Origin of the sequence: Pseudomonas sp. UYIF39 (assembly GCF_029963765.1) — a bacterium.
GTDB lineage: Bacteria > Pseudomonadota > Gammaproteobacteria > Pseudomonadales > Pseudomonadaceae > Aquipseudomonas.
Genome location: NZ_JALBYU010000016.1, coordinates 114,458 through 135,350, shown reverse-complemented (window position 1 = coordinate 135,350; position 20,893 = coordinate 114,458). Strand labels below are relative to the sequence as shown.

General features: G+C 57.4%; 23 protein-coding genes and 1 pseudogene. 14 read left to right on the top strand and 10 right to left on the bottom strand.

The features are described from left to right. Positions 1-384: 384 nt before the first annotated feature. Positions 385-1,080 (bottom strand): hypothetical protein, encoded by a 696-nt coding sequence (locus MO767_RS20945; protein ID WP_282482056.1) that lies wholly within the window; start codon positions 1,078-1,080, stop codon positions 385-387. Between the two features lie 157 nt (positions 1,081-1,237). Here MO767_RS20945 and MO767_RS20940 point away from each other — a divergent pair, with 157 nt between their 5' ends. The 8 genes and pseudogenes from MO767_RS20940 (at position 1,238) to recX (ending at position 7,447) form a co-directional block, all read left to right on the top strand. Beyond that, positions 1,238-2,062, top strand: coding sequence for a hypothetical protein (locus MO767_RS20940; protein ID WP_282482055.1), 825 nt, complete (start codon positions 1,238-1,240; stop codon positions 2,060-2,062). 574 nt (positions 2,063-2,636) lie between these two features. Next, entirely contained in the window at positions 2,637-3,371 is a 735-nt protein-coding gene (locus MO767_RS20935) for an XRE family transcriptional regulator (protein ID WP_282482058.1), read from the top strand. 508 nt (positions 3,372-3,879) lie between these two features. Beyond that, positions 3,880-4,227 (top strand): phage holin family protein, encoded by a 348-nt coding sequence (locus MO767_RS20930; RefSeq protein ID WP_282482054.1) that lies wholly within the window; start codon positions 3,880-3,882, stop codon positions 4,225-4,227. A gap of 220 nt (positions 4,228-4,447) precedes the next feature. Then, the gene (locus MO767_RS20925) at positions 4,448-5,011 is read left to right on the top strand and encodes a glycoside hydrolase family 19 protein (RefSeq protein ID WP_282482053.1); all 564 of its coding nucleotides are present in this window, start codon (positions 4,448-4,450) and stop codon (positions 5,009-5,011) included. Continuing rightward, positions 4,993-5,254 (top strand): annotated as a pseudogene (locus MO767_RS20920) (hypothetical protein). Before MO767_RS20925 ends, MO767_RS20920 begins: the two are co-directional and overlap by 19 nt. An 80-nt stretch (positions 5,255-5,334) precedes the next feature. Next, complete coding sequence (locus MO767_RS20915) at positions 5,335-5,835, top strand: CinA family protein (RefSeq protein WP_282482052.1); 501 nt, start codon at positions 5,335-5,337, stop codon at positions 5,833-5,835. Between the two features lie 83 nt (positions 5,836-5,918). Next, positions 5,919-6,971 (top strand): recombinase RecA, encoded by a 1,053-nt coding sequence (gene recA, locus MO767_RS20910; RefSeq protein ID WP_007907270.1) that lies wholly within the window; start codon positions 5,919-5,921, stop codon positions 6,969-6,971. Positions 6,972-6,979: 8 nt separating this feature from the next. Continuing rightward, positions 6,980-7,447, top strand: coding sequence for a recombination regulator RecX (recX, locus tag MO767_RS20905; protein WP_282482051.1), 468 nt, complete (start codon positions 6,980-6,982; stop codon positions 7,445-7,447). A 39-nt stretch (positions 7,448-7,486) separates the two neighbouring features. Here recX and MO767_RS20900 read toward each other — a convergent pair whose 3' ends face one another. Beyond that, complete coding sequence (locus MO767_RS20900; RefSeq protein ID WP_282482050.1) at positions 7,487-8,605, bottom strand: TIGR00730 family Rossman fold protein; 1,119 nt, start codon at positions 8,603-8,605, stop codon at positions 7,487-7,489. A 367-nt stretch (positions 8,606-8,972) separates the two neighbouring features. Between MO767_RS20900 and MO767_RS20895 the strand changes: the two genes are divergently transcribed. Further along, a complete protein-coding gene (locus MO767_RS20895) occupies positions 8,973-9,167 on the top strand; it encodes a hypothetical protein (protein ID WP_282482049.1) in 195 nt (64 codons plus the stop codon). On the opposite strand, the gene MO767_RS20890 is transcribed toward MO767_RS20895, so the two are convergent. Then, positions 9,168-9,593 carry a PA3611 family quorum-sensing-regulated virulence factor gene (locus MO767_RS20890; protein ID WP_008153984.1) on the bottom strand — a complete coding sequence of 142 codons (426 nt, stop codon included), beginning with the start codon at positions 9,591-9,593 and terminating at the stop codon, positions 9,168-9,170. It abuts the gene before it with no gap. A 189-nt stretch (positions 9,594-9,782) separates the two neighbouring features. On the opposite strand from MO767_RS20890, the gene MO767_RS20885 reads away from it, so the two are divergent. The 3 genes from MO767_RS20885 to MO767_RS20875 all read left to right on the top strand — a co-directional run bounded on the left by MO767_RS20885 (position 9,783) and on the right by MO767_RS20875 (position 11,841). After that, positions 9,783-10,541 carry a tRNA-uridine aminocarboxypropyltransferase gene (locus MO767_RS20885; RefSeq protein ID WP_282482048.1) on the top strand — a complete coding sequence of 253 codons (759 nt, stop codon included), beginning with the start codon at positions 9,783-9,785 and terminating at the stop codon, positions 10,539-10,541. A gap of 209 nt (positions 10,542-10,750) precedes the next feature. Next, positions 10,751-11,398 carry a response regulator transcription factor ErdR gene (gene erdR, locus MO767_RS20880; protein WP_046046272.1) on the top strand — a complete coding sequence of 216 codons (648 nt, stop codon included), beginning with the start codon at positions 10,751-10,753 and terminating at the stop codon, positions 11,396-11,398. Positions 11,399-11,478: 80 nt separating this feature from the next. Continuing rightward, positions 11,479-11,841 carry a diacylglycerol kinase gene (locus MO767_RS20875; RefSeq protein WP_129441703.1) on the top strand — a complete coding sequence of 121 codons (363 nt, stop codon included), beginning with the start codon at positions 11,479-11,481 and terminating at the stop codon, positions 11,839-11,841. On the opposite strand, the gene MO767_RS20870 is transcribed toward MO767_RS20875, so the two are convergent. After that, the gene (locus tag MO767_RS20870; RefSeq protein WP_282482047.1) at positions 11,838-12,764 is read right to left on the bottom strand and encodes a LysR family transcriptional regulator; all 927 of its coding nucleotides are present in this window, start codon (positions 12,762-12,764) and stop codon (positions 11,838-11,840) included. The genes MO767_RS20875 and MO767_RS20870 overlap by 4 nt on opposite strands. A 139-nt stretch (positions 12,765-12,903) precedes the next feature. Here MO767_RS20870 and fpr point away from each other — a divergent pair, with 139 nt between their 5' ends. Next, positions 12,904-13,683 carry a ferredoxin-NADP reductase gene (fpr, locus tag MO767_RS20865; RefSeq protein WP_003443014.1) on the top strand — a complete coding sequence of 260 codons (780 nt, stop codon included), beginning with the start codon at positions 12,904-12,906 and terminating at the stop codon, positions 13,681-13,683. Positions 13,684-13,736: 53 nt separating this feature from the next. Here the strand turns inward: fpr and tsaA are convergent, their stop codons facing one another. From tsaA to rimO, 6 genes are all read right to left on the bottom strand, one after another. Further along, positions 13,737-14,447, bottom strand: a complete 711-nt coding sequence (gene tsaA / locus MO767_RS20860; RefSeq protein ID WP_282482046.1) for a tRNA (N6-threonylcarbamoyladenosine(37)-N6)-methyltransferase TrmO — start codon at positions 14,445-14,447, stop codon at positions 13,737-13,739. 56 nt (positions 14,448-14,503) lie between these two features. Beyond that, on the bottom strand, positions 14,504-15,274 hold the full coding sequence (locus MO767_RS20855; RefSeq protein WP_282482045.1) for an SDR family oxidoreductase: 771 nt from the start codon (positions 15,272-15,274) through the stop codon (positions 14,504-14,506). Positions 15,275-15,410: 136 nt separating this feature from the next. Next, entirely contained in the window at positions 15,411-15,881 is a 471-nt protein-coding gene (locus MO767_RS20850; RefSeq protein WP_282482044.1) for a DUF1456 family protein, read from the bottom strand. Between the two features lie 75 nt (positions 15,882-15,956). Then, positions 15,957-16,667 carry an rRNA pseudouridine synthase gene (locus MO767_RS20845; RefSeq protein WP_010462687.1) on the bottom strand — a complete coding sequence of 237 codons (711 nt, stop codon included), beginning with the start codon at positions 16,665-16,667 and terminating at the stop codon, positions 15,957-15,959. 82 nt (positions 16,668-16,749) lie between these two features. Then, positions 16,750-17,223, bottom strand: a complete 474-nt coding sequence (locus MO767_RS20840) for a GNAT family N-acetyltransferase (RefSeq protein ID WP_282482043.1) — start codon at positions 17,221-17,223, stop codon at positions 16,750-16,752. Positions 17,224-17,335: 112 nt separating this feature from the next. After that, entirely contained in the window at positions 17,336-18,673 is a 1,338-nt protein-coding gene (rimO, locus tag MO767_RS20835; RefSeq protein ID WP_064676142.1) for a 30S ribosomal protein S12 methylthiotransferase RimO, read from the bottom strand. Between the two features lie 289 nt (positions 18,674-18,962). On the opposite strand from rimO, the gene MO767_RS20830 reads away from it, so the two are divergent. Beyond that, positions 18,963-20,864 (top strand): potassium transporter Kup, encoded by a 1,902-nt coding sequence (locus tag MO767_RS20830; protein WP_282482042.1) that lies wholly within the window; start codon positions 18,963-18,965, stop codon positions 20,862-20,864. Positions 20,865-20,893 lie beyond the last annotated feature (29 nt).

The following is a 20,893-nucleotide window of genomic DNA, read 5'->3' as shown; positions in this document are numbered from 1 at the left end:
GGCAAAAACCGAAGAAAACCTTAAAACCGTGTCCGGGATCAGTTGACCACTACAACGGTGTTATTTAACAGGTGTGTTACTTGAGGGTGGAGGACAGATCTGTCCCAACACTCGCGCCCGGCTAACAGAGGCGCCGAATATCACCGGCTTGGTTAAGCGGGTCAGCGCCGCTCAGGCGGGAGGATTTAGGGCAAAATTAGGGCAAACTCTGGGCCGCTATAGACCTCGGCACGCCATAGGCGGCAGGTAAAAAACACCGGTTTTGCTGGTCTGGAGCGGTCCTGAGAGACACGAGAAGGGGTTCGAATCCCTATCCATATCTTCGCAAATCAAGGGGATGCTCATTGGTCGCGTTCGACGAAAACATCCACCCGCCCGATCGCGTCAGTCATCTTCATGCACCTTAGTTTGCTTCAGAACAAAGGCCGCATTCGACTCAACGGTGACGACATCAATCCAGCCCTCGGGATGTATACACTGCGCCGGGTTAGTAACTCGCCATCCGTAAGTAACCTTTTTGTTTTTTCCACTGACATCACACTTCTGGGTTCGACCCTGATAGCAAATATAAGTATTTGGCGAGTGAAAGGCTCCGGGAATGTCTTGGGTTACATATGGACAGCCCTGGGTTTCAACATTCACATTTTGGCTTTTCAGCGACATGGTTCCTGAGCTTTTCCCTTCAGAGGACCATGGGTTGCTGACGGGATCTTTGGCGGCGTCAGCAGCGACTTTATCGATGGATTTATTTTTCTTCCCGGGAAGAGTGCCAGGCGGCGAAGACCTGGAGGTGGACTCGCTTGTCACCGTGCTTAAACAGCCCTGCAGTGTGCTAACCATAAGCGCTGCCAGCTCAAGAGCCGCCTCGCACACTTCAGAGTTCAATACGCTTGAGCAATCTTGCGCTCTAGTCTGATCCAGGTTCAACTGAGCGTTGGCCAATGCGTTGGCTCCATAAGTGTTGATGAAACCCCGTAAATCAATCGATCCACCTGCCGTATTTAAAACATTCGGGCAGCTATCGGCTAAAGCAGTGTGTTCGACTGCAAAAACAAGTACGAGAACGAGAAGCGATTTCATCTGCACCTCCAATCGTCTTTCATTTTGCTACTCCAGTAGCTCATGTTTGTTAGGCCGCGTGGACGAAGCTGGACTAACCTGAACATTAGCTTAAACGGGTGCCGCTGGCTCGATTGAGTGGTCTTACCTCGTAAAAATTCATTCCGTAGGGGGCTCTGTGAAAAAGCCATTCGCTTTTATCTGTTTAATGTCTTTGGCACTACTAGTACATGGCTGTGCAACAGATCAGGGCGGGGAATACTGGGAAGCGAAGCGCGCTGAGCTGGAGCGCACCGGCGTTCCTAGGGAAGGGGCCGCGGACCTTGATGCCGTCACCCAACGGGTCGAAACTGAATACAAGGAAACCTGTATCAAGGGGGCGACTGGCGCCGATTTTTTTTGCCTAAAAGCCGAAGAACTACTCCCGAAGTTATACTTTAATCAGCGTGCGTATGCCAAATCCCTAAACTTCTTATACGCGCTTAAGAAAAGGGACGAGAATCATACAGCCACGGCCAGTTGGGCGCCTTCGGACAGTACTTGCTTCGAAACGTGTCAGTTAATTTACATGAGTCAGGTTCGATTGGAGAGAAAACCCACCTCCGAAGAGTTTTATATCGCCTGGATGGACGCTATTCATCGGCTGTATTACGGCTTGCGCCGTGAATATTGCTGTGAGGGGCTATCCCGGTTTGATTCCACTGATGAGTTTATCAAAGATGCACATAAATACCTGCCTCCTGCAGAGGCATATTATGCCGAGTCTTTTGTTAAAGACGTGATCAATAAAATAAAACAGCAGCAGGATATTATTTCGCGCAAGAGCGGCTACACGTTTGGAGTCGCGCCAACACCGGAGCAAATTGATCGGTCGGACGGCTATTATGCCGCGCTGTATAAAAATGCAATCGACTACATGAGCAAAAATGATTTTCCACAACGATACGTAGACTTTGTTGGCAATCTCTACGCGACGGTCAAAACTTCTCATGAGAACAGATAATTAATCGGTGTGGATGTGAGGCGTAGGGGAGTGGTCGTACAACAATTTTAGGTACGTGTAGGAGCCCGCTTCATAGTCAAGTAGGGAGCGTGCTAGGCGACTAGGCGACTAGATTGTTGGCTCCCGAGCAGAAGCAGGCCATGGGAATGGGGAACGTGTAGAACAGCTGCTGTGTAAACTTCTATGGGGCAAAAATGGGGCAAATCGTACGCCAATCAATGCCCTTTAATGCCAAATGAACCAAAAAACAGAGTTATCAAATTAGCCTTGCAGCCCTTTGTTTACGGGAAATAAGGCTTTTTTGCGTTAGTACTCCAACACAATTGGCGTGTGGGAGGACAGATCAGAGAGCGCTTTATTCATCGGATAATCAGGCAAATTCGTTGAAAGGTGTAGGGCAAAGGAGGGGCATCGGCCCGGCTTTTCCGCGATGGGCGCAAGGTTAACATGGGCGGTCCACCCGACGCAGGCATGAAAGCCCCGCGATACATTTCTTCTGTCTATGCACGGCATATGCGCAATTTATGCAATTTGGCATTTGTCTTCCGTGAAAAGAACAAGCACTATGCGCTTTATGCAAAAACGCAATGTTTCTACCGTATTAAGAGCGCTGCTCGATCAGCACGGGATCTCCCCCACGGAGCTTCACCGTCGCACCGGCGTGCCTCAATCCACTCTCTCGCGGATCCTCAGCGGGAAGATCGTCGATCCCTCGGATAAACACATCTCGAAGATTGCCGAGTACTTCGCCGTGAACACTGACCAGTTGCGGGGCCGTGCGGATGTCGCGTCGGCAGCCAGCACCGGGCGCGATCAATTGCATTCGGAACTCAAGGACATAAGTCTGTGGGACGACGATACGCCCGTCGATGATGACGAGGTATCGGTCCCCTTTCTTCGCGAGGTTGAATTGGCTGCAGGATCAGGAAGGTTCGTCATCGAAGAGAGCGAGCGCTCTAGCCTGCGCTTCGGCAAGCGGAGTCTGCGCCACAACGGCGTGCAGTTCGACCAGGCCAAATGCGTGACAGTGCGCGGCAACAGTATGTTGCCGGTACTGCGCGACGGCGCCACCGTAGGCGTTAATGCCGGCAAGTGCGGGATCGGCGATATCGTGGATGGTGACCTTTATGCCATCAACCATAACGGCCAGCTGCGGGTGAAACAGCTTTATCGCCTGCCTACCGGGATACGCCTGCGCAGCTTCAATCGCGATGAACATCCGGACGAGGACTACACCTTCCAGGAAATCCAGGAAGAGCAGATTGTCATCCTCGGTCACGTCTTCTGGTGGGGCATGTACGCCCGTTAACCTCACCGCTGTCAGATAAAACCCGCCACCGAGCGGGTTTTTTTTCGCCTGCCAAAAAGCGGTCAACGCCTTTGCCTGCGGGACTTCAATGCGTCAGTGCATTGCAAGTGCATAAATAAATGCATTTATGCATTGACTGTATATGCATCCATGCATATTCTTTGTCTCAAGCAGCTCAAAAGCAGCTCGAAGCAAAGCTCTTTAGTTCCACCACAAGGCAGCGATGAACCGGCCTCAACGGTTCAGAGGGTTGGCAACTGACCCGGGTGTGCAGCGTAAAGCACCACAAGCAGTTATCCGGCGGGCAGGGACCGCGGTCGGAAAAACAATATGAATCGATCCGTACCGCGCCAGTAGCGCTGAAAGGTCAACGCGAAGGACCGCATTACTGAAAAGCCCGGGCCAATACCGGGCTTTTTGGAATGCCTACCTACCGTCAGGCAACTCAAGAGACACCGTTTGAAAGACACACACACATCACTCATTAATCACCCCCCGGAGGCGTGACATGACAAACGAGCAACAAGCGTTGCTGGACATGCCGATCTGGCTTGTCATCGTCCTCGCCCTGGTGGGCGGGGTGTCCGGCGAAATGTGGCGCGCCGATAAGGAGGGCGCCCGCGGCTGGTCATTGCTGCGGCGTCTGGCCCTGCGCTCCGGGGCCTGCATGGTCTGCGGGGTCTCGGCAATCATGCTGCTGTATGCCGCCGGCGTGTCGATCTGGACGGCTTGCGCGTTCGGTTGCCTTACGGCGATGGCCGGGGCAGACGTTGCCATTGGCCTTTATGAGCGCTGGGCGGCCAAGCGGATTGGCGTTTGCGAAGAGCCTCCGCGAGATACCCGCCAGGATCACTGAACACAAAGCCCAATGGAACGGCGAGCAGCGGTGCCGACCGGCATCCGACCCGCAAGGACGCGGGTTTCCCAAGGCCAGTACCTTTCACTCAAACCCGCCAACAAGCGGGTTTTTTATTGCCCGGTGAAAACACCATGAAGATCACCCCACTGATCACCCAACTGCGTGATCACTGCCCAAGTCTTGTAGATCGCGTCGCCGCCGGCATTCTGGAGGCTAAATGACCGTTACTCAGCAACAACTACAGATCGTTATGCCCAACGCCTGCTTCCAAGCAGGCGTTTTTATTTCTGCGCTCAACACCGCCATGACCCACCGCAACATCAACACCCCGAAACGCATCGCTGCGTTCCTTGCGCAAGTCGGTCACGAGTCGGGGCAGTTGCAGTACGTGCGTGAGTTGGGCAGTGCTCGATACTTGAGCAAGTACGACACTGGCGCACTGGCTGTGCGCCTGGGTAATACGTCAGAGTCCGACGGCGACGGTCAAAAATACCGTGGCCGAGGCTTGATTCAGATCACGGGTCGCGACAATTACCGTCAGTGTAGTCTCGGACTCTTCGGTGATGATCGTTTGCTGTTTTTGCCAGGGCTTCTGGAAAAGCCTCGGTGGGCTGCTGAATCGGCTGCCTGGTTCTGGGAGCACAATGGCTTCAACGAACTGGCCGATCGCGACCAGTTCAACAGCATCACCCGCCGCATCAACGGAGGCTTGAACGGTTTGCAGGATCGCTTGCAACTCTGGGGGCGGGCGAGGGCGGTGTTATGCCCGTCTTCGGTTTGATTCCCGCGTCCCGGCAAATCATTGGCATTGTTGTGTTTCTGGCTGTGTTAGCCGGCGGCGCTGGTCTGACGCTTTCAGGATTGGCGTTATGGCCGGTAGCTGGCGGAACTGGCCGGTAGCTGGCCGCCGACGTAGCAAGCCCCGGCGCATGCTCAACGAATTATCGCCATCACCGACGCCGGCGACCGCGGACTGATTGCCTTGCAGGCCTGTCAGGCTTACATCAGAGCCCTCGCTCGTTAACATTTTGATCGATCCTGCGCCTTGCAAGCGTTATCCGCTCGTGTACGGTAGTTCTCATTCCGCTTGCTCAGGAGATGACCGTGAAAGAAATCACCCAACTGGCCGCTGAACTTGGCAGGCGCTTGCAGGTTCTCAATGCCCACGTCACTGCCGCCGAGTCCTGTACCGGCGGCGGGATCAGCGAGGCGATCACCCGGATTCCGGGGAGTTCGGCATGGTTCGAGGCCGGTTATGTCACTTACTCCAACCCCCAGAAAACCGAGCAATTGAATGTTCCGGTCGAGTTGTTTGCGACGGTGGGGGCGGTCAGTCGCGAGGTGGTCGAGGCCATGGCCCGAGGCGCGCAGGAGAAAAGCCGGGCGCGATTTGCCGTGGCGGTCAGCGGTGTGGCGGGACCGGATGGCGGTTCTCCGAGCAAGCCGGTGGGCACCGTGTGGCTGGCCTGGGGCGTTGGAGAACAGGTGTTCAGCGAGGTGCAGTACTTTCCCGGCAACCGTGACGAGGTCCGCCGACAAACGGTGAAGGCCGCGCTAGAGGGGCTGCTGCGCCATGCCGCTGGAGAAATCTCAAATCAGGGGTAGGCGATCCTGAAACGCTGTGGAATAATACTGGCTACTTATACAGGTGTTGGCCGTCAGGCCTTATTGATTACGTGAGGACTTTAATGGACGACAACAAGAAGAAAGCCTTGGCTGCGGCCCTGGGTCAGATCGAACGTCAATTCGGCAAGGGTGCCGTAATGCGTATGGGCGATCAGGACCGTCAGGCGATCCCGGCTATCTCCACTGGCTCTCTGGGTCTGGACATCGCGCTCGGCATTGGCGGTCTGCCAAAAGGCCGTATCGTTGAAATCTACGGTCCTGAATCCTCCGGTAAAACCACGCTGACACTGTCGGTGATCGCCCAGGCTCAAAAAGCTGGCGCGACCTGCGCATTCGTCGATGCTGAACACGCCCTCGACCCTGAATACGCGGGTAAACTGGGCGTCAACGTCGACGACCTGCTGGTTTCGCAGCCGGACACCGGCGAGCAAGCCCTGGAAATCACCGACATGCTGGTGCGTTCCAACGCCGTTGACGTGATCATCGTCGACTCCGTGGCGGCTCTGGTTCCAAAGGCTGAAATCGAAGGCGAAATGGGTGACATGCACGTGGGCCTGCAAGCCCGTCTGATGTCCCAGGCGCTGCGTAAAATCACCGGTAACATCAAGAACGCCAACTGCCTGGTTATCTTCATCAACCAGATCCGTATGAAAATCGGTGTGATGTTCGGCAGCCCGGAAACCACCACCGGTGGTAACGCGCTGAAGTTCTACGCTTCGGTTCGTCTGGACATCCGCCGTACTGGCGCAGTGAAAGAAGGTGACGAGGTTGTCGGTAGCGAAACCCGCGTCAAGGTTGTGAAGAACAAAGTGGCTTCGCCGTTCCGTCAGGCCGAGTTCCAGATTCTTTACGGCAAGGGCATCTACCTTAATGGTGAGATGATCGATCTGGGCGTGCTGCACGGTTTCGTTGAGAAGTCCGGTGCCTGGTATGCCTATGAAGGCACCAAGATCGGTCAGGGCAAGGCTAACTCGGCCAAGTTCCTGGCAGACAATCCGGAAATCGCCGCCAAGCTCGAGAAGCAACTGCGCGACAAGTTGTTGACTCCAGCGCCGGACGTTAAAGCATCGCCAGTCAAAGAGACTGCTGATGACCTGGCTGACGCTGATATCTGATTGATCCGATGACCGCCGTACTCGATACACTCGTCGCGGTGCGGCGAACCGCAATGGACCTGCTCGCGCGACGCGAGCACGGTCGAGTCGAGTTGACGCGTAAACTGCGTCAACGCGGCGCCCTCCCTGAAATGATCGACACCGCACTCGACCGTTTGACGGAAGAAGGCCTGCTGTCCGAATCCCGTTATCTCGAAAGCTTTGTTTCCTACCGTTCCCGTTCCGGTTATGGCCCTTTGCGTATTCGTGAAGAGTTGAGCCAGCGCGGCCTGCAACGTAGCGACATCGAACTTGCTTTGCGCGAGAGCGGTATCAACTGGCAGGAACAACTGGAAGACACCTGGCGGCGAAAGTTTTCTGGGCATTTACCGATAGACGTCCGCGAGCGTGCCAAACAAGGCAGGTTCCTGAGTTACCGGGGATATTCCATGGAAATGATCAGCCGCTTGTTCAGCGGCCGAGGGATGGACGATTGACTGACGGCTCGCTATTTCGATAGCGGGCCGTTTTTTTATCTACGTAACCTTGGACGGTTCCCGCGTGCGCTGTTGCGCCTGGAGGTTGGGCTGCGCCCAGTTTTCCGGCAGGTTGATGTAGTCCACCAGTTCCCGCAGGCGTCCATGATCACGGGCGTTGAAGGTGAAGGCGAGTCGCGCCAGGTGGCTGAACTGCGGTTCGTCGTGTTCCTCTCCGCTGTAGGCATGTTGATGGAAATGATCGCTCAGACACAGGTCGGCAAATGCCTCCTGCATGTGTTCGAGCGCCTGGTCGCTGAGCTTGTGATTCATGCGGATCACGAATTGATGCTTGAGCCAGCGGCTGGAGTGGAAGTTGCTGTAGAACTGGTTGATCTGCTCCACAGCCTCTTCCGCGCTGTAGACCAGACTGACGAGTTTCATATCGGTCGGCAGGATGTAGCGATTTTCCTCCAGTTGATGGTGAATGAAGTCCAGCGCGCCTTGCCAGAATTTGCCGCCGGGAGCGTCCAGCAATATCACGGGCACCAGCGGGCTTTTGCCTGTCTGGATCAGTGTCAGCACTTCCAGCGCTTCATCCAGGGTACCGAAACCGCCAGGGCACAGGACCAGCGCATCGGCTTCCTTGACGAAGAACAGCTTGCGGGTAAAGAAAAAGTGGAAGGGCAGCAGGTTGGTGGTGCCATTCACGGTGGAATTGGCATGCTGCTCGAAGGGCAGGGTGATATTGAATCCCAGGCTGTGTGCCAGGCCAGCACCTTCGTGGGCCGCCGCCATGATGCCACCACCGGCACCGGTGATGACCATCAGGTCTGAGCGCGCCAGCGCGGCGCCAAGTTCCCGGGCCAGACCGTACAGCGGATGTTCTATCGGTGTTCGGGCGGAGCCAAAAACGGTGACCTTTCGGCGCCCCCTGAATTGCTCCAGAACACGGAAAGCGTGCTCCAGTTCACGCAGGGCTTGAAGGGTGATCTTGGCATTCCAGCGGTTGTGATCTTCCTGGGCCATGCGTAGCACGGTCAGGATCATGTCGCGGTAGATCGGGATGTTCGGGCTGTTGGGTGAAACCAGGTTGAGTTGCTCTTCGACCTTGCTGATGAGGTCGTGGCCGCTTTCTTCAAAATGACGGCTCAGGAGGTCATTCGGTTGGTAAGGCATCAACTTCTCCTTCCGTACAGGCTTTGTTTTTCCCTTGGATGAAGGAAACATTCGCACAACAAGACGCGCAATAGGCAGCCCCTTTCCTGCCCTGAAAAGTAAACGTGAACACTATGAATCTAGACCCTCGCAGAGGTTTTCGCTGACTTGATCATTGCGCCGCAAAGTCTTTCCTGGCAACCGCTTATTGGCGAATTGCAAGGTGCTTTCACCGCTCGTCTGAACGCAAGGCGAGTGTCTGACAGTCTGATTTACTAAATTACAGGCACGACACGACATCTTTGCGTCAAAGGAGGACGCACGACACAAACGGTTCAAGGATTTTATCGCTCTCAAGCAAGGGCGAGGTGCAGGGAGGCGGGAAGCTATGGCCAGAGTCATTCTGGAGATCGATACGCAACTGTATCGATTGTTAAAATCATCCGCCGAGACCAATCATGTGAGTCTCGAAGAAGAGTGCTGCCGGCGTCTGGAGGGGGCCGACCGACGTTCCCGTTATTTGCAGGCGTTGTTGGCAGAACTGCGCGCCGAGGATGAACAGCGGCGCGCCACTTCCCGATGATTACTTCTTCTTGGCCGGAGCCGCTTTCGGGCAGTCCGATTCCTGATAGCTGGCGGAGCCGACTGAGCGGTTGGTCTTCACCTCAGTGAAGTCGTAACGCATGACCGCGCCCTTGGCCATAAGTTTGCGGAACGATGGGTTGTTGCATACAGAGGCGCCAAGCTGGAAATACACGGCTTTCGGGTCGGCACGCATCTTGTTGGCGTGGCTGCTTTGTACGCTCAGATGGTTGATCAGCGTATTGCCTTCGACGGTGTAGCCCTGATCAAGAATGTCTTCGTTGATCGCCCGTGGAGTACCAACACTGCTTTGTGTGGCGACGTTTCGCAGCTCTCTGTTGAGATTCTGCTCACTCAAGGAAGCAGCCTGAGCGCTGAAGGACGACGCCAGCAAAATGGCAGCGGTGGGAACGATAAGGCGCAGCATGAAACTCTCCTGGTTCAGTGACTGGTGGTTCGACCCGTCACATGACTGTGCGTTCAGTGGCGGCGAATTATAGGGGACGAGGCCTGGACGGTACAGGCTTGCGCCGGCTGCTCTGATAAACTGCCACCACTTTCTGCCCTGCCGAGTGTTTTTCGTGTCGATTTTCTTCCCCTGCCGGCGTTGCCTGCGATGAACCCTGCAATCCCACACTTTGCTGCAAACGCAGTAGCCCGCTTGCGCGATGAGCGAGAGGAAGAGGGCATCAAGCCGATTCAGGCCCGAGGCTGGAGGGCACCGCGTTGCCGAGCCTGCCGGGTGATCGAGAGTCACTGCCTGTGCGCTTGGCGCCCGCAGGTCGAGGCCCGTTCGGGCGTGTGCCTGATCATGACCAACAAGGAAGTTTTCAAGCCGAGCAACACCGGTTGGCTGATTGCCGATGTGGTGCGCGACAACCATGCTTTCATCTGGTCGCGTACGGAAGTTGATGAGCAATTGCTGGCGCTGCTGGCCGACCCGCAATGGCAGCCCTATCTGGTGTTTCCGGGTGAGTACGTCGAACCCGAGCGTGTCACAAACAGCGTCGATGCCGGTAGTTCGAAGCGTCCGCTGTTCATTCTGCTGGATGCCACCTGGACAGAAGCCCGGAAGATTTTCCGCAAAAGCCCCTACTTTGATCGGCTTCCGATCCTGAGCCTGTTGCCCGAAAAACTGTCGCGGTACCGGTTGCGCCGGTCGACCCGTAGCGAGCATTTATGCACAGCCGAAGTGGCGGCGTTGTGTCTCGATCTGGCGGGCGATACCGAGGCAGCCTCGGCGCTGGACGCCTATTTCGACGTGTTCAGCCAGCATTACCTGGACGCGAAACATCAGCTGGACATGAACGTGGCAACGCCGGCTCACGCCGACCTGATGCCCTTCGTGCAGAACACGGCCCCGGTCATCTGTTGATTGTCGCCCATACTGCAAAGAACTGTACTGGCCATGCACCTTGACCACCCCGACTTCGCTGGGCATGCTTGGCGCCGATTAGGGCGCGGCCAAGTTTGATACGCCGTATTCTTTACGTGGATAGCCACGTGATTGGCGTTGAACGTGCCCTGTTGGTACAGCTCCGTGGCTGTACCTCGAGTTGTTAGAAAAACAGGATCATTTGAAAAATGGCCACATACGAAATCCTGATTGCCGATGACCACCCTCTTTTTCGTAGCGCCCTGCATCAAGCGTTGACCCTGGGCCTGGGCCCGGAAGTCCGTCTGGTGGAAGTGGCAAGCATTGCCGAGCTGGAAACCCGTCTGGACGAGAAGTCTGACTGGGATCTGGTGCTGCTGGACCTGAACATGCCGGGGGCCTACGGTTTTTCAGGGCTGGTGCTGTTGCGCGGTCAGTATCCGCAGATTCCGGTGGTCATGGTGTCGGCCCAGGAAGAAGCCTCGATCATGGTCAAGTCCCGTGAATTCGGCGCCAGCGGCTTCATCCCAAAATCCAGTGATCTGAGTGTCATCCAGAAAGCCGTCCGCGCGGTGCTCGATGGTGATGTGTTCTGGCCGCCTCAGGCGTTTGAGGCGGTCAGCGTTTCCGCCGAAGCCAAGGCCGCCAGCGAAGGTCTTGCGAGCCTGACGCCTCAGCAGTTTCGTGTGCTGACCATGGTCTGTGAGGGCTTGTTGAATAAGCAGATTGCCTACGAGCTGAGCGTTTCCGAAGCGACGATCAAGGCGCATGTGACGGCGATTTTTCGCAAGCTGAATGTGCGCACCCGGACCCAGGCAGCGTTGCTTCTGCAACAACTTGAGTCAATTTCGAGCTAATAAGGCGCGGCGCGTTCACGCTTTTTTGACTGTGCTTAATCTAGCTTTCCCACTTACTTTTTTGATCAGTTGCCTACTTTATGTCACCTTTCAAAGGCCAAACCGGCCTAAAACGCATCCTCAACGCCTCCGGTTATTCGCTGGACGGTCTGCGCGCAGCCTTCACCGGCGAAGCGGCCTTTCGGCAACTGGTGTGGCTCAACGTCATATTGATTCCGCTGTCGTTCTTCCTGAACGTCAGTCGCGTCGAGCAAGCGTTGTTGATTGCAGTCTGCCTGTTGGCGTTGATTGTCGAATTGCTCAATTCGGCAGTGGAAGCGGCCATCGACCGCATTTCCCTTGAATTGCACCCGCTGTCCAAGAATGCCAAGGACATGGGCAGCGCCGCTCAGTTCGTAGCCTTGAGCATGATCGCGCTGGTCTGGGCGGTCATCCTGCTTTAAGCGATGGTGGGCAGAACGATCTCGTCGCTGCGCTGAACCCCAGCGGTGAAAGCGCGGCACAGGTCGAGGAATTCACGCATCGCCGACGTCTGATATTTCTGTTTGTGCCAGATGAAATAGAACTGCCGCGCCAGATCCAGATCCGGTGTCTCCACCGGCACCAGGCTGCCGCGGCGGAAGGCATCGCGCAGTGCCAGGCGAGAAATGCAGCCAATCCCCAGCCCGGACTCCACGGCACGCTTGATCGCTTCGGTGTGTTCCAGTTCCAGCCGGATATTCAGCGAGCTGCGATGGTGACGCATGGCCTGGTCAAAGGTCAGTCGCGTGCCAGAGCCCTGCTCCCGCAGAATCCAGGCTTCGTGAGTCAGCTCTTCTATGGTCGCCGTGCCGCGTTTGGCCAGTGGATGCTGGGGCGCGCAGAACACCACCAGCTCATCCTCGACCCAGCTCTGCACTTCGATGTCAGGATGACTGCAGTCGCCTTCGATTAGACCCAGATCAATTTCATAGTGGGCGACCTGCTGCACAATGTTGGCAGTGTTCTGCACGTGCAGCTTCACCTGGCTTTCCGGATGGCGCTGCATGAAGCTGCCGATCAGCAAGGTGGCCAGGTAATTGCCGATGGTCAGGGTCGCGCCGACCGCCAGAGAGCCGAATCCCGACTTGCCATTGAGCAAGTCTTCGATTTCTTTGGACTGGTCGAGCAGCGCCACCGCTTGCGGTAGCAGCTGTTTGCCGAGGGCGTTGAGGCTCAGCCGTTTGCCGGCGCGGTCGAACAGCTGACAGCTGGACTGACGCTCTAGCTCGGTGATCGAGGTGCTCGCCGCCGATTGCGAGAGGTTGAGCAGACCCGCAGCACGGGATACGCTTTCCTGCTGGGCGACGGCGACGAATACTTGAAGTTGACGGAGAGTAAATCGCATATCTATATAACCGATAACCCTTATCTTAATAATCCAGTTAACAGATATTGTCGCTGCCATTAGAATGCGATGCAATTGCGCACAGCAGCTCATTTTGCGCAGAGCAGGCGCAGACAAAATCTCCAGGAGTCCCACGTACATGAGCAACATGAACCACGAGCGTGTCCTCAGTGTTCATCACTGGAACGACACTCTGTTCAGCTTCAAGTGCACCCGCGATCCGGGCCTGCGCTTCGAGAACGGTCAGTTCGTGATGATCGGCCTGCAACAGCCCAACGGCCGGCCGCTCATGCGCGCTTACTCGATTGCCAGCCCGAACTGGGAAGAGCATCTCGAGTTCTTCAGCATCAAGGTGCCTGATGGCCCGCTGACTTCCCAGCTGCAGCATCTGAAGGAAGGCGACGAGATCATCATCAGCAAAAAGCCTACCGGCACGCTGGTGCTGGATGACTTGAAGCCTGGCAAACATTTGTACCTGCTCAGCACCGGTACCGGTCTGGCGCCGTTCATGAGCGTCATCCAGGACCCGGAAACCTACGAGCGTTTCGAAAAAGTGATCCTGTGCCACGGCGTACGTTACGTCAACGAAGTCGCTTACCGCGAGTTCATCACCGAGCACTTGCCGCAGAACGAGTTTTTCGGCGAGGCCCTGCGTGACAAGTTGATCTACTACCCGACCGTGACCCGCGAGCCGTTCGAGAACGAAGGTCGCCTGACCGACCTGATGCGCAGCGGCAAGCTGTTCAGCGACATCGGTCTGCCACCGATCAACCCGCAGGACGACCGCGCCATGCTGTGCGGCAGCCCGAGCATGCTCGACGAGACCAGCGAAGTGTTGAACAGCTTCGGCCTGAAAGTGTCGCCGCGGATGCGCGAGCCGGGTGATTACCTGATCGAGCGAGCGTTCGTCGAGAAGTAAGCCACCGCATCACTGAAAAGCCCCCATTGCCTGTGCAGGCATTGGGGGCTTTTTTATGCCCGATGCAGGTTGGAGGCGAGGATGACTTCGAGTACGCGAATAACCCCGGCTTCCGGGTAATGCCAGCGCACATCCAGGTCCCAGAACTGCGCGCCGTATTCCCGTTCGGGTGTAGGAATCTGGTAAGCCGGACGTGGGTCTTGTGCCAAGCATTGCTCGACCAGTTCCACTAGCGGTTCTTCAAGGCGCTGAGCATGGCTGTGAGCCTGTTGCAGCGCCGAATCTGTCCACTGCACGGGAATCAGCTGCGGCGCTGCGCTGGCGATGCTGTTGGAGGCCGTATCGATGATGTCGGCGTAAGGCACGTAGGGTTTGATGTCGAGAATCGGCGTTCCGTCCAGCAGGTCGATGCCGGATATCCACAGGCGATTGGCTTCGACCTTGTCCAGTTTCACTACGGATTGGCCGATGCCATTGGGCCGATGCGTCGCGCGGGTGGCGAACACGCCCATGGATTTGTTACCGCCCAGACGAGGAGGGCGGACTTTCAGTCGTGGCTTTTCTTCCAGGGCCTGGTGAAACAGGAACAGCAGCCACACGTGGCTGACCTGTTCCAGACCTTGCACCGCATCGCCCTGATCGAACGGCGCCATCAGTTCCAGTACGCCGCGAGCGGCCGGCGCCAGTTGTGGTTGGCGCGGGATGGCGAACTTCTCCTTGAAACAGGAGCGCACGAAGCCGATGGGGGAAACGTTGTAGGTCATGGTCTGGGGTCGAGGCGGGGTGAGGGTGGCATGATAACCCACGCATCGGGAAGAGATCAGAGGCTAAACCCGCCATCCAGAGGGATGATATTCCCGGTCATGTAAGCGCCGGCCGTACTCGCCAGACTGATCGCCAGCGCCGCCATCTCTTCCTCCCGGCCCCAGCGCTTCATCGGAATCAACGCCGTATCGTCGGCCAGCGCCTGCTCATCATTGCCGATGTGCTGTGTCATCTTGCTCGGAAAACGCCCCGGCGCGATGACGTTGACGTTGATGTGCTGGCTCACCAGCTCCCGCGCAAGAATCCGCGACAGTTGATGTAGGGCAGCCTTACTCGGCCCGTAGGCATAAGCCTGTTCACCAAAAAAAGAAATCCCCGCTACCGAGCCGATGTTGATGATCCGCGCCGGATTCACTGGCGAACCGGCCTTACGCAGCAGTGGCAGAAACTGCTGAATGCAGTTGAACACCGAGGTCACGTTGAGCTGCATGACCTTTTCCCAGCCCTTGACCGGGTAGCTCTCCAGCGGCGCGCCCCACGTGGTGCCGGCGTTGTTCACCAAAATATCCAGATGAGTGATCTGCTCGCCCAGTCGCGTAGCCAGCTCAAGTACGCCTTCTTCGGTGGCCAGGTTGGCCGCCAGTCCGTGGCAACGACCGAATGCGCTCAATTCATCAGCCGTTTGCTGACAGGCTTCGGCATCCCGGGCGCAGACGTACACGGTGGCGCCGGCCTCGACATAAGCCTTGGCGATCATTTTGCCGATACCACGGGTGCCGCCGGTCACCAGGGCGGTGCGGCCTTGCAGGGAAAAGTACGGGTGCATGGCGAATCCTGAGAGCTGAGGGTCAATACACCCTAGTCGTCAGCCGCCGGAAACGGAGCCACTATTTTTGCGAGGAATGAGGGTCTATACAGCCTGGCCTTGCGCTGCAAGTTTGCAGCTCAAGGCCGGCGGGCACTTACTGCGGGCGAACGCGCAGGGTCAGGCCCTTGAGGAAGTTGCGCAGCAACTGGTCGCCGCATGGGCGGTAGTTGGTGTGGCCGAACTTGCGGAACAGCGCGCTCAGCTCAGGCTTGGACACCGGGAACTCGGAGGCCTTGAGGATGGCGTGCATGTCGTCTTCTTTCAGTTCGAAGGCCACGCGCAGTTTCTTCAGGATGATGTTGTTGGTCACCGGCACTTCGATCGGCTGTGGCGGACGGCTTTCGTCCTTGCCGCGCTTGAAGGTCACCAGGCCGTCGAGGAAATGCGCCATGACTTCATCCGGGCAGCGTACGAAGCCTTCCTCGTCTTCCTCTTTCTTGTCGAGGTACGTCACCAGGTCTTCCAGGGTCACGTTCATGCCGCCGAGCTTGATGATCTCGATGACTTTCTTGTCGCTGATGTCGAGCATGTAGCGCACGCTGCGCAGTACGTCGTTATGAATCATGGTGTGCAATCCTGATATTCAGCAGTGGGCGCCGCATAAACAGCGGCGCCAAAATGTGTGGCGGCGTGAAAAGTCTTAGAACTTCTCTTTGCCGGACAGGTAGCGCCATTGGCCCAGCGGCACTTTGCCGATGGACACGCCGCCAATGCGGATGCGGCGGATAGCGACGACCTTCAGGCCTACGGCCTGGCAGAACAGGGCGATGACGCCCGGTTGTGGGTTCTTCATCGCAAAACGCAGGCGGTTTTCGTTCTGCCAGCTGGCTTTGACCGGCGGCAGTTCCTTGCCCTTGTAGGTCAGGCCGTGGTTCAGGCGGTTGAGGCCGTGAGCCACCATGTCGCCTTCAACTTCGACCACATACTCTTGCTCGATCTTGGCGGAGTCGGCAGTGAGTTTGCGCAGGATCTTCCAGTCCTGGGTGAACACCAGAAGACCGCTGGCGTTGGCCTGCAAGTCGGTGCTGGCGGTCAGGCGCAGGAAGTGGCCCTTGAGCGGACGTTTGCTGAAGCGGTGTTCTTCGCTCAAGGTCTCGGCGCTGATCGTTGCCATGGCCGTTTCCGCATCCATGCCCACGGGCACGTTCAGCAGGATGGTCACCGGTTCCGGCGCAGTGGCCTTGGCTTCTGGATCAAGCTCGACTTTTTGCGTGTCGACCTTGAACTGCGGCTCGTCGATGACTTCACCGTCCACGGTGACCCAGCCGCCCTCGATGAACAGCTCAGCCTCCCGACGGGAACAGCCGACGAGTTCGATGAGGCGTTTGGAGAGACGAATCGGGTCAGTCATGACAGGGCCGTAACAAAAAAGGGGTGGGCATTGTACCTGCCTGGCGCCGGTTAATCGCGGGTCCATTTGCGCCGTAAAGCTTTTAGCCGCGTTGAGCGCGCTGATTCGGTTGTTTCATGCGCATGTGCAACAGCGGATAGGGCTGGCCCATGCCGTCGACTTCCGAGCGGCCGATCACCTCAAAGCCCTGCTTGAAGTAGAACCCCAGCGCCTGCGGGTTCTGCTCGTTGACGTCCAGTTCATCGGCATTCAGGTGCTCCATGGCATAGCGCAGCAACTGCTTGCCCAGGCCTTGACCCCGGTGAGCCGGGTCGATGAAGAGCATTTCGATCTTGCCCGCCGCGACGCCGGCGAACCCGGTGATGCGCTGGCGCGGGTCTTTGGTGCAGATCAGCATCACCGCATCGAGGTAGCGCGTCAGCACCAGGTTCTTCAACAGTTCGATGTAGCTGTCCGGCAGAAAGTCATGGGTGGCGCGCACCGAGTCTTCCCAGACCTGAGTCAGTTCTTCGTAGTCGCTCTGTTTCGGCGTGTGGATGACCGAATGTTGGCGCATGGCCGGCTGCCCCTTTTCCTGTGAATGTCGAGAATCCGTTCCTCACAAAACGATAGACGTAAAAAAGCCCCGCATCTTGTCAAGAGAGCGGGGCTTTTCGTATTTTTTGCGTTTAGATCTGTTCAGCCCACAGGTCGTATTCGTCGGCGTCGGTCACTTTGCACCAGACTTTATCGCCTGGCTTGAGGTTGCTGCCGTTGTCGATGAATACGTTGCCGTCGATTTCCGGGGCATCGAAGAAGCAGCGGCCAACCGCGCCTTGCTCGTCGACTTCATCGACCAATACTTCGATTTCACGGCCGACGCGCATTTGCAGACGAGCCGAGCTGATGGCTTGCTGGTGCGCCATGAAGCGATCCCAGCGGTCTTGCTTGACGTCGTCCGGCACGATGGCCGCGTCCAGCAGGTTGGCCGGTGCGCCTTCGACTGGCGAGTACTGGAAGCAGCCGACGCGGTCCAATTGGGCTTCGGTCAGCCAGTTCAGCAGGTACTGGAAGTCTTCTTCGGTTTCGCCAGGGAAACCGACGATGAAGGTCGAGCGGATGATCAGGTCCGGGCAGATCTCGCGCCAGTTCTTGATGCGGGCCAGGGTCTTGTCTTCGAAGGCCGGGCGTTTCATGGCTTTCAGGACTTTCGGGCTGGCGTGCTGGAACGGGATGTCCAGGTACGGCAGGATTTTCCCGGCGGCCATCAGCGGGATCAGCTCGTCAACGTGCGGGTACGGGTAAACATAGTGCAGACGAACCCAGACGCCGAGGGTGCTCAGGGCTTCACAGAGTTCGGTCATGCGGGTTTTCACCGGCGCGCCGTTCCAGAAACCGGTGCGGTATTTCACATCGACGCCGTAGGCGCTGGTGTCTTGCGAAATCACCAACAGCTCTTTGACGCCGGCTTTGACCAGGCGCTGAGCCTCGTCCAATACATCACCGACCGGGCGGCTGACCAACTTGCCGCGCATCGACGGGATGATGCAGAAGCTGCAGCTGTGGTTGCAGCCTTCGGAAATCTTCAGGTAGGCGTAGTGGCGCGGGGTCAGCTTGATGCCTTGCGGCGGCACCAGGTCGATCAGCGGGTTGTGATCCTGACGCGGCGGCACGGCGTCGTGCACGGCGTTGACCACTTGCTCGTATTGCTGCGGACCGGTCACGGCCAGCACGCTTGGGTGCACCTTGCGAATGTTGCCTTCTTCGACGCCCATGCAGCCGGTCACGATGACCTTGCCGTTTTCCTTGATGGCTTCGCCGATCACTTCCAGGGATTCGGCCTTGGCCGAGTCGATGAAGCCGCAGGTGTTGACCACCACGACGTCAGCGTCCTGATAAGTGGACACAACGTCATAGCCTTCCATACGCAGTTGGGTAAGGATGCGCTCGGAGTCGACCAGTGCTTTTGGGCAGCCCAGAGATACAAAGCCAACCTTTGGATTGGCCGGCGCAGGAGTGGTGGACATGTCTAACCTCGGTATTTGGGACGCCTCCAGCCGAAGACGGCAAGGCGACAGACGGGCGCTATGTTGCGCCTCTGGTCAAAAAGTGCGCAATTCTAGCGATGAGAGGCGCACTTGACCAGCTTTATGGAGGGAAATACGACGAGTGCTGCGCTATGCTTCGCGCCGTTACGCTTTACCGATTTTTTACAGTCAACGAAACGTCTGTAACGTGAAGTAAAACAGGGCATGCTGCACGGCAAAGCATAGTGCTTCTTATAAGAAGTCCGGGTCTGAGTAGTAGGAGTTTTGGATGGGGCAGGCAAGTAGTCAGGCGGCGGGCGGGCAGCATTCGGCGACAAAACCGATCGGCATGCTGGTCGCGGCAGTTGGGGTGGTTTATGGCGATATCGGCACAAGCCCGCTGTACACCCTCAAAGAAGTGTTTTCCGGTGGCTATGGCGTGCCCGTCAATCATGACGGGGTGCTGGGGATTCTGGCGCTGATCTTCTGGTCTCTGATCTGGGTTGTGTCGATCAAGTACATGATGTTCGTACTGCGTGCCGACAACCAGGGCGAAGGCGGGATCATGGCCTTGACCGCGCTGGCCCGGCGGGCGGCGGCGGGGCATCCGAAACTGCGTGGATTTCTGGTGGTGTGCGGGCTTATCGGCGCGGCGCTGTTCTACGGCGACAGCATGATTACACCTGCGATTTCCGTCCTTTCAGCGATTGAAGGCCTGGGGCTGGCTTTCGATGGCATCGACCATTGGGTAGTGCCGCTGTCGTTGGTTGTGCTGGTGGCGCTGTTCCTGATCCAGAGTCACGGTACCGCGCGGATCGGCATTCTGTTCGGGCCGATCATGGTCACCTGGTTTTTGGTGCTGGGCGCCCTGGGTGTCTACGGCATCTTGCAACACCCGGAAGTGTTGCAAGCGATGAACCCGGTATGGGGCGTGCGCTTTTTCATGGCCCACCCGGGCATGGGCGTGACGATCCTCGGTGCGGTGGTGCTGGCGCTGACCGGTGCCGAAGCGCTGTATGCCGACATGGGCCACTTCGGTCGCAAGCCGATTGCTCGTGCGTGGTTCATTCTGGTGCTGCCGGCGCTGGTGCTGAATTACTTCGGCCAAGGGGCGCTGCTGCTCGGTGACCCGGAAGCCGCGCGCAACCCGTTCTACTTGTTGGCACCGAGCTGGGCGCTGATTCCATTGGTAGGCTTGTCGACCATGGCCACGGTGATTGCCTCCCAGGCGGTGATTTCCGGTGCGTTCTCCCTGACCCGTCAGGCGATCCAGCTCGGCTATATTCCACGCATGCACATTCGGCACACCTCCAGCGCCGAACAAGGCCAGATCTACATTGGCGCGGTGAACTGGGCGCTGATGGTTGGCGTCATCCTGTTGGTGCTGGGTTTCGAATCCTCCGGCGCCCTGGCTTCGGCCTACGGTGTTGCAGTGACCGGCACGATGCTGATGACCACCATTCTGGTGTCGGCGGTGATATTGCTGCTGTGGAAATGGCCTCCGGTCCTCGCGGTTCCGCTGTTGGTTGGTTTCCTGTTGGTGGACGGTCTGTACTTCGCTGCCAACGTGCCGAAAATCATTCAGGGCGGGGCGTTCCCGGTGATCGCCGGTATCGTGCTGTTTGTGCTGATGACCACCTGGAAACGCGGCAAGCAACTGCTGGTCGATCGACTCGACGAAGGTGGATTGCCGCTGCCGATATTCATCAGCAGCATCGCCGTGCAACCGCCGCATCGCGTTCAGGGCACTGCCGTGTTCCTGACCGCTCGCCCGGATGCCGTGCCCCATGCGCTGTTGCACAATCTGCTGCATAACCAGGTGCTGCACGAGCAAGTGGTGCTGCTGACGGTGGTGTACGAAGACATCCCGCGGGTACCGGCATCACGGCGTTTCGAGGTGGATGCCTACGGCGAAGGTTTCTTCCGGGTGATCCTGCACTTCGGCTTCGTCGACGAACCGGACGTGCCGCAAGCGCTGAAGCTGTGTCATCTCGATGACCTGGACTTCAGTCCGATGCGCACCACCTACTTCCTCAGCCGCGAGACGGTCATCGCTTCCAAACTCGAAGGCATGGCCCGCTGGCGTGAGGGGCTGTTCGCCTTCATGTTGCAGAACGCCAACGGCAATTTGCGCTTCTTCAATCTGCCGCTGAACCGGGTGATTGAACTGGGGACGCAGGTAGAGATGTAAGCACCATCAAAAAGCCCCCGCTACCGTAA

Coding starts and splice junctions, on each gene's coding strand:
- recX (WP_282482051.1), top strand. CDS start 6,980: ATGACCGCCGTACTCGATACACTCGTCGCGGTGCGGCGAACCGCAATG.
- MO767_RS20900 (WP_282482050.1), bottom strand. CDS start 8,605: ATGCCTTACCAACCGAATGACCTCCTGAGCCGTCATTTTGAAGAAAGC.
- fpr (WP_003443014.1), top strand. CDS start 12,904: ATGAGCAACATGAACCACGAGCGTGTCCTCAGTGTTCATCACTGGAAC.
- MO767_RS20875 (WP_129441703.1), top strand. CDS start 11,479: ATGTCACCTTTCAAAGGCCAAACCGGCCTAAAACGCATCCTCAACGCC.
- MO767_RS20890 (WP_008153984.1), bottom strand. CDS start 9,593: ATGCTGCGCCTTATCGTTCCCACCGCTGCCATTTTGCTGGCGTCGTCC.
- MO767_RS20945 (WP_282482056.1), bottom strand. CDS start 1,080: ATGAAATCGCTTCTCGTTCTCGTACTTGTTTTTGCAGTCGAACACACT.
- MO767_RS20925 (WP_282482053.1), top strand. CDS start 4,448: ATGACCGTTACTCAGCAACAACTACAGATCGTTATGCCCAACGCCTGC.
- MO767_RS20840 (WP_282482043.1), bottom strand. CDS start 17,223: ATGCGCCAACATTCGGTCATCCACACGCCGAAACAGAGCGACTACGAA.
- MO767_RS20845 (WP_010462687.1), bottom strand. CDS start 16,667: ATGACTGACCCGATTCGTCTCTCCAAACGCCTCATCGAACTCGTCGGC.
- recA (WP_007907270.1), top strand. CDS start 5,919: ATGGACGACAACAAGAAGAAAGCCTTGGCTGCGGCCCTGGGTCAGATC.
- MO767_RS20935 (WP_282482058.1), top strand. CDS start 2,637: ATGCAAAAACGCAATGTTTCTACCGTATTAAGAGCGCTGCTCGATCAG.
- MO767_RS20885 (WP_282482048.1), top strand. CDS start 9,783: ATGAACCCTGCAATCCCACACTTTGCTGCAAACGCAGTAGCCCGCTTG.
- MO767_RS20870 (WP_282482047.1), bottom strand. CDS start 12,764: ATGCGATTTACTCTCCGTCAACTTCAAGTATTCGTCGCCGTCGCCCAG.
- MO767_RS20855 (WP_282482045.1), bottom strand. CDS start 15,274: ATGCACCCGTACTTTTCCCTGCAAGGCCGCACCGCCCTGGTGACCGGC.
- MO767_RS20850 (WP_282482044.1), bottom strand. CDS start 15,881: ATGATTCATAACGACGTACTGCGCAGCGTGCGCTACATGCTCGACATC.
- MO767_RS20895 (WP_282482049.1), top strand. CDS start 8,973: ATGGCCAGAGTCATTCTGGAGATCGATACGCAACTGTATCGATTGTTA.
- MO767_RS20930 (WP_282482054.1), top strand. CDS start 3,880: ATGACAAACGAGCAACAAGCGTTGCTGGACATGCCGATCTGGCTTGTC.
- rimO (WP_064676142.1), bottom strand. CDS start 18,673: ATGTCCACCACTCCTGCGCCGGCCAATCCAAAGGTTGGCTTTGTATCT.
- tsaA (WP_282482046.1), bottom strand. CDS start 14,447: ATGACCTACAACGTTTCCCCCATCGGCTTCGTGCGCTCCTGTTTCAAG.
- MO767_RS20830 (WP_282482042.1), top strand. CDS start 18,963: ATGGGGCAGGCAAGTAGTCAGGCGGCGGGCGGGCAGCATTCGGCGACA.
- erdR (WP_046046272.1), top strand. CDS start 10,751: ATGGCCACATACGAAATCCTGATTGCCGATGACCACCCTCTTTTTCGT.